Annotated in this window: 12 protein-coding genes and 1 tRNA gene; 4 read left to right on the top strand and 9 right to left on the bottom strand. The window is 44.6% G+C overall.

Annotated features, from left to right (window positions below):
• Positions 1-175: 175 nt before the first annotated feature.
• The 3 genes from ACYFDN_RS18640 to ACYFDN_RS18630 form a co-directional block, all read right to left on the bottom strand.
• Positions 176-1906 carry an EAL domain-containing protein gene (locus tag ACYFDN_RS18640; protein WP_483512303.1) on the bottom strand — a complete coding sequence of 577 codons (1731 nt, stop codon included), beginning with the start codon at positions 1904-1906 and terminating at the stop codon, positions 176-178.
• Positions 1907-2021: 115 nt separating this feature from the next.
• Positions 2022-2993 (bottom strand): aldo/keto reductase, encoded by a 972-nt coding sequence (locus ACYFDN_RS18635; RefSeq protein WP_483512302.1) that lies wholly within the window; start codon positions 2991-2993, stop codon positions 2022-2024.
• A gap of 29 nt (positions 2994-3022) precedes the next feature.
• Positions 3023-4000: an aldo/keto reductase gene (locus ACYFDN_RS18630; protein ID WP_483512300.1), complete on the bottom strand. Its 978-nt coding sequence runs from the start codon at positions 3998-4000 to the stop codon at positions 3023-3025.
• 100 nt (positions 4001-4100) lie between these two features.
• Between ACYFDN_RS18630 and ACYFDN_RS18625 the strand changes: the two genes are divergently transcribed.
• The 3 genes from ACYFDN_RS18625 to ACYFDN_RS18615 all read left to right on the top strand — a co-directional run bounded on the left by ACYFDN_RS18625 (position 4101) and on the right by ACYFDN_RS18615 (position 6532).
• A complete protein-coding gene (locus tag ACYFDN_RS18625; RefSeq protein WP_483512299.1) occupies positions 4101-4979 on the top strand; it encodes a LysR family transcriptional regulator in 879 nt (292 codons plus the stop codon).
• A 59-nt stretch (positions 4980-5038) separates the two neighbouring features.
• A complete protein-coding gene (locus ACYFDN_RS18620) occupies positions 5039-5605 on the top strand; it encodes a DUF1415 domain-containing protein (RefSeq protein WP_483512298.1) in 567 nt (188 codons plus the stop codon).
• An 84-nt stretch (positions 5606-5689) separates the two neighbouring features.
• Positions 5690-6532, top strand: a complete 843-nt coding sequence (locus ACYFDN_RS18615) for an HDOD domain-containing protein (protein WP_483512297.1) — start codon at positions 5690-5692, stop codon at positions 6530-6532.
• Positions 6533-6600: 68 nt separating this feature from the next.
• Here ACYFDN_RS18615 and ACYFDN_RS18610 read toward each other — a convergent pair whose 3' ends face one another.
• Positions 6601-8754: a TonB-dependent hemoglobin/transferrin/lactoferrin family receptor gene (locus ACYFDN_RS18610; protein ID WP_483512296.1), complete on the bottom strand. Its 2154-nt coding sequence runs from the start codon at positions 8752-8754 to the stop codon at positions 6601-6603.
• A 335-nt stretch (positions 8755-9089) separates the two neighbouring features.
• Here ACYFDN_RS18610 and ACYFDN_RS18605 point away from each other — a divergent pair, with 335 nt between their 5' ends.
• Positions 9090-9548, top strand: a complete 459-nt coding sequence (locus ACYFDN_RS18605) for a hypothetical protein (protein ID WP_483512295.1) — start codon at positions 9090-9092, stop codon at positions 9546-9548.
• Between the two features lie 54 nt (positions 9549-9602).
• On the opposite strand, the gene ACYFDN_RS18600 is transcribed toward ACYFDN_RS18605, so the two are convergent.
• From ACYFDN_RS18600 to ACYFDN_RS18580, 5 genes are all read right to left on the bottom strand, one after another.
• Positions 9603-10625 carry an SMP-30/gluconolactonase/LRE family protein gene (locus tag ACYFDN_RS18600; protein ID WP_483512293.1) on the bottom strand — a complete coding sequence of 341 codons (1023 nt, stop codon included), beginning with the start codon at positions 10623-10625 and terminating at the stop codon, positions 9603-9605.
• Positions 10626-10848: 223 nt separating this feature from the next.
• On the bottom strand, positions 10849-11562 hold the full coding sequence (locus ACYFDN_RS18595) for an Npun_F0296 family exosortase-dependent surface protein (RefSeq protein WP_472589031.1): 714 nt from the start codon (positions 11560-11562) through the stop codon (positions 10849-10851).
• Between the two features lie 196 nt (positions 11563-11758).
• Positions 11759-12235 carry a DUF4442 domain-containing protein gene (locus tag ACYFDN_RS18590; protein ID WP_040307680.1) on the bottom strand — a complete coding sequence of 159 codons (477 nt, stop codon included), beginning with the start codon at positions 12233-12235 and terminating at the stop codon, positions 11759-11761.
• Positions 12236-12310: 75 nt separating this feature from the next.
• Positions 12311-13465 carry a BamA/TamA family outer membrane protein gene (locus ACYFDN_RS18585; protein ID WP_152786275.1) on the bottom strand — a complete coding sequence of 385 codons (1155 nt, stop codon included), beginning with the start codon at positions 13463-13465 and terminating at the stop codon, positions 12311-12313.
• Positions 13466-13612: 147 nt separating this feature from the next.
• Positions 13613-13688: transfer RNA gene (locus tag ACYFDN_RS18580), tRNA-Phe, on the bottom strand.
• Between the last annotated feature and the right edge of the window lie 99 nt (positions 13689-13787).

The raw sequence follows: 13787 nt of genomic DNA, 5'->3' as shown, positions 1-13787 counted from the left end.
TCAGAAGTGAAACGCAACTGCGCCGATGATAGTGTGGGGTTTCCCCATGTGAAAGTAGGTCACCGCCAGGCTCCTATACTAAGCCCTCGTCATTAGACGAGGGCTTTTTTATTGCCTGCGGTTTAGTCTCACCCACAAACCAATCACTCCATTCTCAGTCGCTTCATCAACAGCACTAACCTAGCGCATCACAGACATCGCCTTCTTGCACATACAAGGTCGACCAGTGATTACGCTTGGCGTGTTTCTTGGCAAGGCTCGCACGCTCGCTTAACTCGTCGATACTGAGCTGAGAGGCAGCAGACCAGCGGGTAACACCTACTGCTAAGCCACTAAGATGAAAGAAGCGTTGTTGGCCGTCACGGTCTTTGGCCACAATGCCTTTGGCGTCCAGGTCTTTTTGCCGATACAAGGTTTCTCGGCGGCTATCAAATGTGCTGAGTAGGTGTAATACGGAAGGCTGCCAGTTTTGGGTGGTGAAAATCACGATGAAGTCATCTCCGCCTAGGTGGCCAATAAAGTGTGCATATTTACTTAAATGCATCCTTAATAGCTCAGCGACCAATTTGATCATTTTGTCACCGCGCTCATAGCCACAAATATCATTAAATGGCTTAAAGTTATTTAGGTCGAAGTAAGCAAGGTCAAATGACTGTTTACGTGCGATTAAGTGGTTTAGACTGCGTTGCAGAGGCACGTTACCCGGTAAAGCCGTTAAGGGGTTAGCGTAACGGGCTAATTGAAGTTTGTAGTCAGAGAGCTTGCGCATTACATCTACCGCTAAACCCACGCCGTAGTACTTACTATTTTGAGTAACAATAAATACAGCGTCTAAGCCACTAGCTGTGTGTTGGCTAAGTTTACGGCCGATTTCACTTAAGGTGGTGTTGGCATCCACGGTTAAGGGGTTTGTATCCATTAACTCGGCTACGGTTTTGCGCTGATTGAGTGAATGACCGTAAGGACCCGAGTATTGGGCAAGTAACTCTTCGCGCTTTATTAAGCCTAGAACTCGCTGTTGTCCATCTACCACCGGAAGTGAATTAATGCTCTTATCTTCGAGAATAGTTGTTAAAAGCTTTTTTGAAGATAGGTTAGGAGACACGATATTGGCAGAGCTGGCTAGAGAAAGTGCCGTATAGGGCTCTGTTACTACAGGAGTACTAGGCGCAGTTTTTCGCAACTTTGGTTGATTAGTTGGTCGAGCAATATGAAAACCTTGAAAGTAAGGAATATCTAGGTTTACCAGTTGCTGATATTGTTCGGCATTTTCAATGCATTCAACAATGATTTGGCTGCCAATTTGTTCGGCAAGGTTCACCAGCGATGCAATGGCAGTGCTAACTTTGCCATCTTCTAGCAATTGTTCGCAAAAAAAACAGTCTAGCTTTAGATACTCTGGGCTGAGTTGTAACCATGTTTTAATGCCTGCGTAGCCTGCACCAAAGTCATCTAGAGCGAAGGAAATCGCTAATTTACGCAGTTCTTGAATGCACTTTAAAAGCGCCTCATCAACACAGATTGGCAGGTGCTCGGTAAGCTCGATAACTAGATTGCCTTTGCTAGGAATAAGTTGTTTAAAGCATTGAGTACCTTGTTGCTGATAAATGTACAGTAAAGTATCAGGTGAGAAGTTAATGAATAGATGGCCGTTTATATTTTGCTTATCAAAGCGTTGTCGAGCTAGCTGAGCGCAAAGTAACTCAAGCTCATGCTGTTGGCTAGATTGGCGGGCAAACTCAAATAGTGTTAGTGGCGAATGGAAATAACTATTTTTGGGGCCTCTAGATAAGGCCTCATAGCCTAAAGCTTGATTGTTATTATGATCCCAAATAGTTTGAAAAGCGGTACTAATGCTTTGTTGCCTAATTAGGTCGTCAAACTCCAATTGTCGCTTGGCTCGCATCCTTGTCGCCTCATCTATGCTGTTACTAAACAGGTGTAGCAGCTATTCTTTACAGAATCGTGACAAGTGGGTGAATAATGTTTTTTTTCTTTAAATTTAGATGCTTAGCCCTATTTTAATTGAGTAGTTGCTTAATTTCCTGCATTTGCGCGTTACTGAGCGGTCCATATTCAATAGCAGCTGCATTACTTAACACTTGAGCTGTGTTACGAAATCCTGGAATAGGTAATGTGTGCTCACCTAAACCCCAAATCCAAGCTAGTGCTCCTTGATTAACCGTTCTTTCCTTACTGGTTAAAATTGATTGAATGCCGGCTAATTTGTTGAGCAGTTCAGGTGATGCTTTACCGTTAATGAAGTATTTTAGCCACTCTGGATTGATACAACGAATATCGTCTTTATCTAAAATGCTTGAGTGATGGTACTTGCCTGAGAGCAGTCCCATAGCGAGTGGTCCTCGGTTTATCGCCGTTTTGTTGTGCTCGGCACAGAAGCTTACCAAATCATTGTTTTGGTCTAACACGTTGTTTTGAAACTGAAAAGCAATGCAGTGTTCGGCCGAAGAAAAGGCCTTTGCGCGGTCTAGAAAGTCGGTACTCCAAGCGTAAGCGCGTATTTTCCCTGCCTTAACTAAATGCTCTAGAGCTTCTATTATTTGTCCTATATTTTCGGCTGGGTAGTCATTTAGGTGTAACTGGTATAAATCAATATACTCAGTACCTAAGCGTTTTAAGCTATTTTCGCAGTGTCGAATAATAGCATCGTGTTGATCAAAGATACCGCTGATGGTTTTGCTATCTTCATCAAACTCTAGGCCAAACTTAGTGCCAATAATGGCTTGTTGGCGTTTATTGGCTAGGGCTTTTCCCAATACCCGCTCGCTGTGACCTGCACCATAAACTGCAGCTGTGTCGAAAAAGTTAATGCCAGCATCAAGTGCAGCGTGAATGGCCGAAATCGAGACCGCATCGTCTACTTTCCCCCAGCCACAAGGTTTGTTGTCTTGGTCGAAGAAAGGCCCGCCAATGGCCCAACAACCTAAACCAAGAGGGCTTACTTTCCATTCACCTAACTGTCTTAATTGCATAGCATTATCCTTTTTGGCTATAAAGTTCTTTAGCGGTTACCACGAACCCAAGGGCTAACCTCTTGCTGATAAAAATCGGCAAGCTTGGCATGAAGGTCTTTGCTTAAAGAGGTTTGGCCTGAGTAATGAGTATTTTGCTGAATCTGCTCTGGTTTGCTTGCTCCCGTAATTACGCTAGTTATTTGTGGGTGGTCAAGTAGCCAACGAATTGCACACTCTGCAATAGCTAAGTTTTCAGGAAGCAGCGCTTTAAGCTGTTCAAGCAAGTTCAATGCTTTATCTAGCGGCAAACCAGCGAAAGTTTCCCCTACATGAAAGGCTGCGCCATCTCGGTTGTAGTGGCGGTGATCCGTTTCGGCAAATTGTCGATGCGCGGTGACAGCGCCACTTAATAAACCACTGGCATAGGGCAAACGGGCAATTATTCCCACTTGTTGAGCTTGAGCTAAATCGAGCACTTCAGCTACAGCGTCTTGTCTAAATAGGTTAATGATAATTTGTAAGCTGGTTAAAGATGGGTCTTTTAAACACAACTTGGCTTCTTCCATCGACTCTACACTTGCACCGTAGTGCTCAATCAAGCCTTGTTGTTTAAAGTCGGCTAACCAAGTGAATATTTCACCATCACGAAGTATCTGGGTGGGAACACAATGCAGTTGAATCAAGGGAATGCTGGTTAAACCTAGCCGCTGTAAACTGGCTTCGATGCTTTGTTTAACTGTTTGTTTAGTGTAGTTATTCGGGTACAAATTTGCATCTCGGCCAAGCTTGGTCGCAATGGTTATATCTGAATGCTGCTGGTAAAACTGCCCTAGCAATCGTTCGCTAAGGCCCGCGCCATATACATCGGCGGTATCATAAAAACGCACGCCACTTTGGTAGGCCTGCTCGAGAATGGTCAGTGACAGTGCTTCGCTTACAGGGCCAAAGTCACCGCCTAATTGCCAGCAGCCTAAACCTATTTCACTTAATACTAAGCCGCTTTTACCTAACACTCTGTTCTGCATTGTTGATCCTGCTTGGTTATGTTTTAAAACAGTGTAAACGTTTTATGTTGTTTGATATTTAGCTAGTATTGGAAATAATTGTTCAGAAATTTGGATTAATATGTTCGCCGGGTTAGTCGATTTTGTCACCGTAGTTGAAACCGGCAGTTTTACTGCCGCTGCCGACAAGCTGCATAGTTCTAAGGCTAGCATTAGCCAACGGGTGAGTGATTTAGAACATCGTTTAGGAGTGCAGCTTTTATATCGTTCGACCCGCAAGCTACGTTTGACTGATGCCGGAGAGAGTTACTATCAAAGCTGTCGTCAAGGCCTAGAGTTGCTGGAAGATGGTGCTTTAGCTGCCCAACAGCTGCAACATCATTTACAAGGCAAGATAAAAATAAACTCCTTAGGTGGCATTTTTGCAGAGCAATGGCTAGCGCCTGCTTTGCTTACGTTTCGCCAAGAACATCCAAACATTGATATCGAGCTAGATTTGTCATCACAACGAGAAGACCTATTGAGCTCTCCTTTTGACATTGTATTTCGAATGGGAGCTTTGCCCGATTCGAGTTTGCAGGTAAGGGTGTTAAGCCAGTTAAATACGCATGTGGTCGCTAGCCCTGAGTACTTAGCGGCTAATGGCTTGCCCGAGCACCCTGAAGAGTTGCGTCATCATCAGTGTATTTGTGGCACGGTGTCGCAGTGGCCTTTTCAAAAGAATGGGCAAAAGTTGTTGGTGTCGGTGAGTGGCTCGTTTGCCTGTCCTAATGGACACGTACTTAAACAAGCCGCCATGGAGGGTTTTGGTTTTATTCGTACTCACGATATGTACTTGCGTGACGCGCTAGAAGCAGGACAGTTAAAAACAGTGTTAGAAGATTGGCAGGTAGTAAGCCAACCGTTATGGATGGTGTTTCCTCCGGCACGTTATCGCTCGAAACGAGTAACTAAGCTAGCTGATTGGCTGGTAGACTATGCCAAAAGGCAAGCCATTTAGCTTTTGTTAGCGATTGGCATCATTAACGCTATGGGCTTTAAAGCATTCAAGGATTAAACATGAGTAATTCCTCCCCCAGTGGTGATATAAGCGAAGCTGAATATCAGCAGCACACGATGCGCTGGGTGAAAGATTTTGTGGTTGAATACAATATTTGTCCTTTTGCAAAGCGCGAATTAGAGCGTGGTAGTATTCGCTACCAAGTAGCGATGAGCGACGATATTGAAGAGTTATTGCAGCAGTTAGTTGTAGAATGCCAGCTCTTAGATAATCAGCCCGACGTTGAAACAACCTTGTTTATCACCCCCAGCTTAAGCAGTTTTGAAGACTATTTAGATTGTTTGTATTGGGCGGAGAAGATCATAAGCAAACAAGGCTATGATGGCGTTTACCAGCTAGCTAGTTTTCATCCCGACTACTGTTTTGCTGGAGAAGCAGATACAGCGCCAAGTAACTATACTAATCGTTCGCCTTATCCGGTATTTCACTTAATTCGTGAAGCAACGGTGAGTCGCTTAACTCGACTTCACCCTGATCCTGAAGGGATCCCTGAGCACAACATTGCGCTTACTGAAGAACTGGGGATTTCATCACTAAAACAGATTTTGGCGAGCTGTAAATTGTAGATTAGAGTATATATTTTATCTTATCGCTTTGAAATTACTAAGTTATTTGCTTATGCTTTGCCAGCAAATTTTACAGGAGGTGATATGTCTTTAACGATAACTGCGGCCGAAAAAGCGATTTTGGCGGATTTGTCTATTCCCCCTCGGCCTCAAGTTTTGTTAACGATTACTCAAGAAACAAAAAAAGCCGAGCCCGATGTAGCGGTTATTGCCGAGGCAATAGCTAGTGATGTAGGGATCTCTGGTGCGGTGTTGCAAATTGTTAACTCTGCTGCGTTTCGTCGCTTAAACGAGATTAAATCGATTCACCAAGCGGTGATGACTTTAGGCATTAATCGGGTATTTCCTATTGTTAAAGCGGTTGCCTTAAAAGGGGCAATGCCAGCCTCTAAAGTATTGGATAAATTTTGGTTAGAGGCTAACTTACTGGCTAGTTGCGCAGCGGCTACCGCTGAAGAACTAGGCTTTGAATCGGCCAAAGATAATGCTTATATGCTGGGTTTGTTTCATCAGGCTGGCGTACCCGCTTTGCTACAGTCTTTCCCTGAATATGAAAGCTTACTCGCCGAGGCCAATGACATTGGATGGGCTCATCTCGCGGAACGTGAACGCAGTGAATATGGGACAACTCATGCCACTGTGGCTGCACTTATTGCGCAGCAATGGAGCCTGCCTAAGGTGATGATAGAAGCCATTTATTATCAACACGACGCAGATGGCTTATTTAGTTCGCAAGAGCTAGGTAAATCATCGCTGCTAATGTTAGCAATATTAAAAATAGCGCGTATTGTTGCTTACCGTAAACTGGGAGTAAGCAGTGAAGAAGAAGCTTGGCAGGAGAGCTACGACGGCTTGTTAGCTTTCTTGAACTTGGAAGATCAGCAGTTAGAAGACACATTAAGTGCGGTGCTAGAGGCGCAGGCATAAAGAATTGCGTTTTAATGAATATAAAAAAGGCTAGCTGAGTAAGCTAGCCTTTTTACTTTTGGAAAGGTTTAGAACGTATACGCTATGTCGACGCCCCAGTTACGGCCTGGCTGGGTGTAACGGTCTAGGCCTTGATGGTCAGATGGTTTGCCGTCTAGGTCGGTGTAGCTCCAGTATTTTTGGTCAAGCGCATTAAACAAGCCTGCTCGTAATACTAGGTCGTTCACCGGTTGGTAGTAGGCGGTTAAATCTAGCAAAGCGTGACCAGGTGCGTGGGCGTTGTTTTCGGTAGACCAGTCGCCTTCTTTCTTGGCTGACACCATGGTTAGGTTAAGTTGGCTACCCCAAAGTTTATCTTGGTGGTCGTAGCCTAAGCCCCAAACTGCAGTAAGCGGTGCTACAGAATCTAGCGCGCTGCCATCTTCTTTATTTTTGCCTTGTGCGTAGGCAACGCTTAAGCGGCTGTAGCTACCTTTAGGTACACCAAAGGCTTCATCTAACCAGTAGTTACCTTTAAACTCCACACCATAGATTTCAGCTTCACCAATGTTTTCATTGATGGTGATACCCGCTGGATAGCTTGGATCACTGTAATCAGTTACTGATTGAATGAAGTTGGTGTAGTCATTGAAGAAACCCACTAACTCCATGCTAGATGCTGCAGTATTGGTACGTAAGCCTAACTCGTAGCTTTGGCTCTCTTCTGGTTTAAGGTTAGGGTTAGACAAGGTGGCATAACCGTGGCCACTATTATCAAAGGCGTAGTAAAGTTCTTCAAGGGTAGGGGCTCTAAAGCCTTCGCTGTATTGAACAAATGTACTAACTTGTTGATTCCAATGATATACCGCGCCTAAGCGTTTGGTTAAAGCATCACTGTTATGCTCTTCAAAGCCGCTGCTGGCATCTGGTGTTGCTTTGTAGTCGTCGTAACGTAAACCAGCGGTAACTACTAAGCGTTCATCCATTAAATACATGTGATCTTGAATAAAGATCCCGCGCTTTTCGGCTTCTGCTTTAGGCACTTCTGGCGCCCCTGGATCTACTGTTCCTGTATCGTAATAATGGGTGCGGTAATCCAGCTCAAAATCACTATTGATAGCTGTTAAACCGTAGCTGATTTCGTGGCTGCCGTGGTCAAACTCCAGTAGTTTGTTGAACTGAGCATCAAACTGCAATGAGCTATCTTCACCGTTACGTTCACGATTACGGCTACCGTATAAGTCGGTAGTATCGTAGTTATTGTGCTCTGATTTACTTTGCTGATGGCTTAGTTGCCAGAACAAATCATCAAATGCGGCATTGTTGGCTAGCCATGTGTGGTTTACGCCTACACGGCTGCGAGTGTCTTTGTCCTCGCCAGTTACATTTGTGTAGGTAAAGCCTGGGAATATGCTATAGCCTTCGTTACTAAGGATGGTGGACTTAGATTCGCGCTGGAATAGCTCAGCTACTAGGCCAAAAGTATGTGCATCATTTAAGGCGTAGTTAGTTTTTAGGAGCAGGTTGTGAGAGTCAAAGTCGAGAGGTTCGGCTTGCCCGCGGTCTCGGCCATTTATGTCTTCACCTGAAGAATGGGTTTTAGTTTCGCTGCCATCACGGTAGGTGTAAATGGCTAAACCTTCCCATTTTTGATAACGCTTAGCGACCTCGACGGTGGCTTTATATGCTTCATTTGAACTACCGTAGCCAGCTTTAAGCGCAACATGGTTGCTGTCGCCTTCAGCTAGTACGTCTTCAGGGTTTTTCGTTCTTAGTAATATTGCGCCGCCTAAGGCGTCACTACCGTAAAGGCTAGAGGCTGGCCCCTTGTTAATTTCAACGGCACTTAAGGTGTCAATCTCATAAGCATTTGGCCCCTTGTTCATCACATCGCCACCAGGGTTATAGGCAGTGGGTTGCTCGATACCATCTACCATTAGCTTAATTCGGTTGCCGTCTAGGCCACGAATATTAAAGCCACTAGTGCCAAAACGGCCTTGTCCAGTAGTGGTTACGCCCGGTTCGTAACGAACAGCGTCATTTAAATCATTAGCCATTTGCTGCTCTAGCTGCTCAGAGCTTACCGAGCTAATACTAGAAGAGATGTCTTTGACCGATTGCTCGGTACGGGTTGCTGATACCACCACTTCGTCAAACATGGTGCTATTTGTTTCGGCATAAGCGAGAGGGCTAAGGCTAAAAATTACTGCATTAGCAATTAGAGTGCGATTGAATGCTTTCATGGTTTTCAGGCTTGTTCCTTATCCTGTTAAGTTTTAATTAGGCGGTACTATACATAATACGAATGAGAATTAAAATCATTTGCATTTAATTATAGTTTTGTAAGTAGTTAAATTAGAAGGGCTGAATATGGGAAATATCTTGAGTTGGCATTAAAGCTCTAGCCACTAATTGATTTTATCTAGAAGAATTTGTGTAGCTAGCCAAGCAGGTTAATAGTGTTTATATAGCTGTTTGATTTGGCAGAATATACTAAGCTTTAAGCACACTACGCCAAGCTTTGATGATTGGTGAAAATAACGCTGTATGGCGACTTAAACCTAAGGATGGAATTGAAGTGTTACAAATAAAGCGTGTTGTATGTTTAACCTTATGCGTGTTGTTAATTAGTGCATGTAAATCCGTGGGGGTGGGTTCTGGTTTTGAGGAGCGCCCAGTTACCCAGGTTAGTGAGCCCGCCAGCAAGGTTCAGTTTAATGATGCCTTAGTATGGCTAGACAGCGCCCAACAGGGAAAGCGAGGAGTACGTTTTCTAAAAGGAGAGTATCCACTTAGTGCTGAAGATGATGAGTATTGGTACTTTCAAGCTCCGTCGGTAATTGAAATGGCAGTGCTCGAGGGGGGGAATGTTGTTGGCGGTAAAAAGATGCCAGGCGGGTTAATGCTTGCTAAAGACGAGCTAGCCACGGTACCAGCCGGTGCGTATATTGATAATGAGACTGACAGCAAGATATTGGTGCTAAAAATGGGGCGTGACTTCATGGCCTTAAAAGGTGAAAAGTGGCAAAAGCAGTAAAGTTAAGTACTTGCTTAAAGAGGCGCTAAGGCCTCATTAAGCAAGCTGATTTCATTACAACAGTGGCACCGACATTAGGGTGTCGTGAGCAGTTATAAACAGGTATTTTTCATCGGCCGACAGAGTACAGTTAGCGGTTAAACGTCCGGTGCGTATTTTCGCAAGTACTTCCCCTTGTGGGGAGAACAACCACACTCCACCTGGCCCTGTGGCAAAGATGTTACCGCTAGAATGAACCGCCATTCCATCTGGTAAACCTTGTTCACCAGCTACACCAAGTAAGGCTTTGGCATCGTGAAATATCCGCTTGTTGCTAATGCTGCCGTCTGGGTTTACATCATAAGCTAACCAGCGTGGATGTTTGTCATCAGACACCGCCACAATTAAGGTTTTTTGGTCAAGCGTTAAGGCAATGCCGTTTGGGAAGTTGACGCTGTTGTCTAGTAACTCAAGCTCGCCATCTTGGCTTAGACGATAGATCCCTTGGAAGTCTAATTCTTTACGCGAGTCATTCATGCCTGAATTCAGTCCATAAGGAGGATCGGTAAAGTATAAGCTGCCATCGTTGTGGTAAACCGCATCATTTGGGCTGTTTAAGCGCTTGCCTTGGTACTCGCCAGCCAGCGTAACAAATTTACTTTGAGGTTCGTTTAAGGGGGCATCCATGAGTGCTACACGGCGGTCACCTTGTTGAAGTAGCACCAGTTGTCCTTGTGGGTTTAATAACAAACCGTTTGAGCCTTGTCCGTAGTCTCCTTCTTGTAGGCCAGTAGCACCAGAGTTTTCTAGATAAATCTCGGTACCTTTATTAGGTTGATATTTTACGATGGTGTTATTGGGGATGTCGGAAAATAGCAAGAAGCCATGTTGTTCAATCCATACAGGTCCCTCTGTCCAGCGATAGCCCTTTCCACGAATACTAATCTTGGCGTCTGCCGCAATAAATTGTTTTGCTTGTGGGTTAATCAACTCGATTGAGCCGGTTGTTTCCGCGGCATCGGCGATGGAGAGTTGATCAGAGGTAGTTGAACAAGCGCTAGCAAGCAAGCTAGCGGCTAAAACAAAGGCAGTTCTCATTTAGTATTCCTTTATATGATGAGCAATAAATACTTTTGGTTAACTAATTTTATAAATTGGTTTTCCATTTTGTTGCTATGATTCAAAGAATACAAGTTATTAACCTAAGTGTTTCTGCTTAAGTCTCGTTTTTGCTGCGCTTTTTTACTAAATCTCGCAAGATCACCTTAATAATTGGTTATCCAGTTGGGGAGGGGAATAGGCGTTCGATGATCTTCTAAGCTTAAACTGTTCGCTTTGAGCGCCGCTGGCTCAATAAAAGCAATACAAGCCCTAAGCTAATTAACCACCAAGTCTTCGGCTCCGGCACTGTTACAGGTGCTAAAGAGCGGCCGGTTAGTGCTTCGCGTTGAATACTTACCGTGTGGTTATCTGTCTCGAAGTTGCGACCAAAAAAGCGGATAGCGGTAATTTTGTCAGCATTGCTTTCGGCGAATAGATTAACGTAACCATAGGGTTCACGTTTGTTGCCTTTAACGCTAGTAGGGCTACCGTAATGGCCAGGTTCTAGCACAGCAGCATCAAGAATTTGGTTGGTTTTAAAGGACAACTGCTCAGACTGGGTGGTAATACTAAGTTGGTTTCCATTGTCTCCGGCACTCCACCAAAAACCAAAGTAGCCTACAGGCTGGTCAAAAATGAGCTGAACGGCACTTTTATTTGGAATAAATAAGTATTTACCCTCGCCATGTGCTCCACCATAAACGCCAAAATCAGCCACTTTGGCTTGGCCTTTATCTACCGAGTACTCTCCAAAGGCATTTTGGTAGCCATTACTGAGTTGGGATGACGTTAAGTTGTCGAAGTTTTCTGTATAGCTAGGCCCACTTATTTGTGAGGTTTGGATGCCTGGAGCCTCAATAGTGTAAATAATGCCAGCATGGCTTGAGAAGCTAATACAAGCAGTGATGAATAAAGCATGCGATATAGATTTCATATAAACCTCGACAACTAAATTTAAGCGCTGTTTAGCGCGTAGTTAAGGTGTTATATCCAGTTTCGTGCCAATGTTTATAGTGCCTTTTATTACAAAGGCTTAGTACCAAAAGATGCTTACTTCTAGCTTTATGGAGCGAGCTGCACTTAGCTGTTTGCAAATTGCAAAAGCCGGCTGAATACAGCCGACTATTGGTTTATTGGATGGCTTTTAAAGAGAGGGTTAGAGAAAACTTGGCCACTACTTCGTCGCCGCTAATAGAGGGGCAGGTAGCATTTATCGTTACGGCTTGGTTTACTCGCTCGCCGCTTTGCATGGTTTGCTCGAGCATTTGGTCAATGAGCTTGCCGTCGGTACAACTAAAGATAACGTCTGCTTCCGGGCGCTTTAAAAACTGCCCTTCAACTGCCTTAAACGCTAGCGATACTTTTTTGCCATATTGTTCGGCTTTAGCTATCGCTAAGAAGCCTCCGGCTACGTCTGCGCCAACCGCTAAGGTTCCAAAGTACATACTGTTAAGGTGGTTTTTGGTTCGGCGTTTAAGGGGAATTTTAACAATAACCTTCTGTTCATCCATCTCAAGGATCTTAGGACGGCAGTACCAAATTAAGGGTACTTTGAACATACCAAACAAACTCAACATCAAGTTGGCTTTACGAACACTGGGAAGCATAACTTTTCCTTGTTTAAGAGGTCTTACCAGTAGAGCTTGTTGTTAACAAAAAGTCAACATTTGTTGTTTGGCGGATTAAAAATCTGACCAACCAGCACCCACAATAAAGTGCAGGGTGGTATCTTCAGGGCCTCTGGCAACATCTATCCCGGTGCGTAAATTAAAGCGCCTAGCCATTAGGTAACGAAAGCCTAGGCCTTTAGCATAGCGGTTAGGCGTATCACCTAGGTTTTGCTCTGAACTAAATGCTTGCCCAACACCGCCAAATACAACCGCAGACCAGCGTGCATCAAAGTCGTAGCGCAGCTCACCTTGCAAAGTCGCCATGCGCTCGCCTTGGTAGCGCATGGCCGGTATGCCGCGCATATCAATAAAGGGCAGGGCATAATAAGGCGTATCGCCATGGGCACTGGAGGCCGATAAACGCATAGAGCCTTGGAAGCTATTGCCTAGATAACTAAAGCCAGAAAACTCACCAGAGGCGATTGAATAATCATTGTCGCCGCCAAAGTAGTCGGCGTGTTTAGCGTAACTAATGTTGCCATACAGACCTTGGTTAGGGCTAAACGAGTTATCTCGAGTATCGTAGTTAAGCAGCAGGCTTACTCCGCCATCTTTCATGCTCAACTGAGGCTTTAAGTAATCAGGCAGGTTGCCAATAGAAAACTCACTGTCACTATTTAAAAAGGTGTATTTGGCTCCAGCAAACCACGGGCTATCGCCCAAGCGAAAACGGATTTGTTGGAGTAAGTAAGTACCTTTTAAATTAACTCTAATGGGAATGTCGCCAATTCCTCCCTCGCTGGGCAAGCGAAAGCTATCAATATTGGCATCTACACCCGCAATTGCACCGATGTAGCGAATACTGTCTTGCTTCCATATGCCCATATGAAACGCCCCCGCACCTCGAGTGCCGTTTTCTGTCGCTAGCCCTAATAAACCCGACACACTAGGCGTAAGTTTTAGCGGGGCATTGGGATCATCTGGCTGTTCATTTTGCAGTTCTTCGTTTTCGTGAAAAAAAGCTAATACTAAACCGCCGCCGTAACCCACCGCGGGGTCGGTAATAATAATTGGTACCGGCAGAAAACCTACTGCGTTATCCATAAGCCATTGGCTAGCATCCATACGGCCGTCGGTAGGGTCAACAAACTGTTCGAAAAAATCAGCTTGGCTATGTCCAGAAGAAAGAACTAGCGGTAAAGCTAGGGCTAAAGAAGAAAGGCGCATATTTCATTCCTTGAAATAGTGGGCAATGTGAGATCAAACACTTATTTAGAGTTTAGCTATTCGCCAACTAAAGCGATAGCCTTTTGCGGTATTTAGTATGGGAAGCTAAAACGAAAAAAGCCTGCATAAATGCAGGCTTTTTAAAGGTGGTGCCCGGAGGCGGAATCGAACCACCGACACGAGGATTTTCAATCCTCTGCTCTACCGACTGAGCTATCCGGGCGACGGGCGCTATTAAACGAATTTTGCCGGTTTAAGTCAACCGAAATCAGTAAAAAAAATGAAATAATTGAGCTTCGATTAAATGGCGCACAATAACTGG

This window comes from Agarivorans sp. D1326 (assembly GCF_056958115.1).
This window is presented reverse-complemented; position numbering and strand designations above follow the sequence as displayed.

Coding starts and splice junctions, on each gene's coding strand:
- ACYFDN_RS18640 (WP_483512303.1), bottom strand. CDS start 1,906: ATGCGAGCCAAGCGACAATTGGAGTTTGACGACCTAATTAGGCAACAA.
- ACYFDN_RS18635 (WP_483512302.1), bottom strand. CDS start 2,993: ATGCAATTAAGACAGTTAGGTGAATGGAAAGTAAGCCCTCTTGGTTTA.
- ACYFDN_RS18630 (WP_483512300.1), bottom strand. CDS start 4,000: ATGCAGAACAGAGTGTTAGGTAAAAGCGGCTTAGTATTAAGTGAAATA.
- ACYFDN_RS18625 (WP_483512299.1), top strand. CDS start 4,101: ATGTTCGCCGGGTTAGTCGATTTTGTCACCGTAGTTGAAACCGGCAGT.
- ACYFDN_RS18620 (WP_483512298.1), top strand. CDS start 5,039: ATGAGTAATTCCTCCCCCAGTGGTGATATAAGCGAAGCTGAATATCAG.
- ACYFDN_RS18615 (WP_483512297.1), top strand. CDS start 5,690: ATGTCTTTAACGATAACTGCGGCCGAAAAAGCGATTTTGGCGGATTTG.
- ACYFDN_RS18610 (WP_483512296.1), bottom strand. CDS start 8,754: ATGAAAGCATTCAATCGCACTCTAATTGCTAATGCAGTAATTTTTAGC.
- ACYFDN_RS18600 (WP_483512293.1), bottom strand. CDS start 10,625: ATGAGAACTGCCTTTGTTTTAGCCGCTAGCTTGCTTGCTAGCGCTTGT.
- ACYFDN_RS18595 (WP_472589031.1), bottom strand. CDS start 11,562: ATGAAATCTATATCGCATGCTTTATTCATCACTGCTTGTATTAGCTTC.
- ACYFDN_RS18590 (WP_040307680.1), bottom strand. CDS start 12,235: ATGCTTCCCAGTGTTCGTAAAGCCAACTTGATGTTGAGTTTGTTTGGT.
- ACYFDN_RS18585 (WP_152786275.1), bottom strand. CDS start 13,465: ATGCGCCTTTCTTCTTTAGCCCTAGCTTTACCGCTAGTTCTTTCTTCT.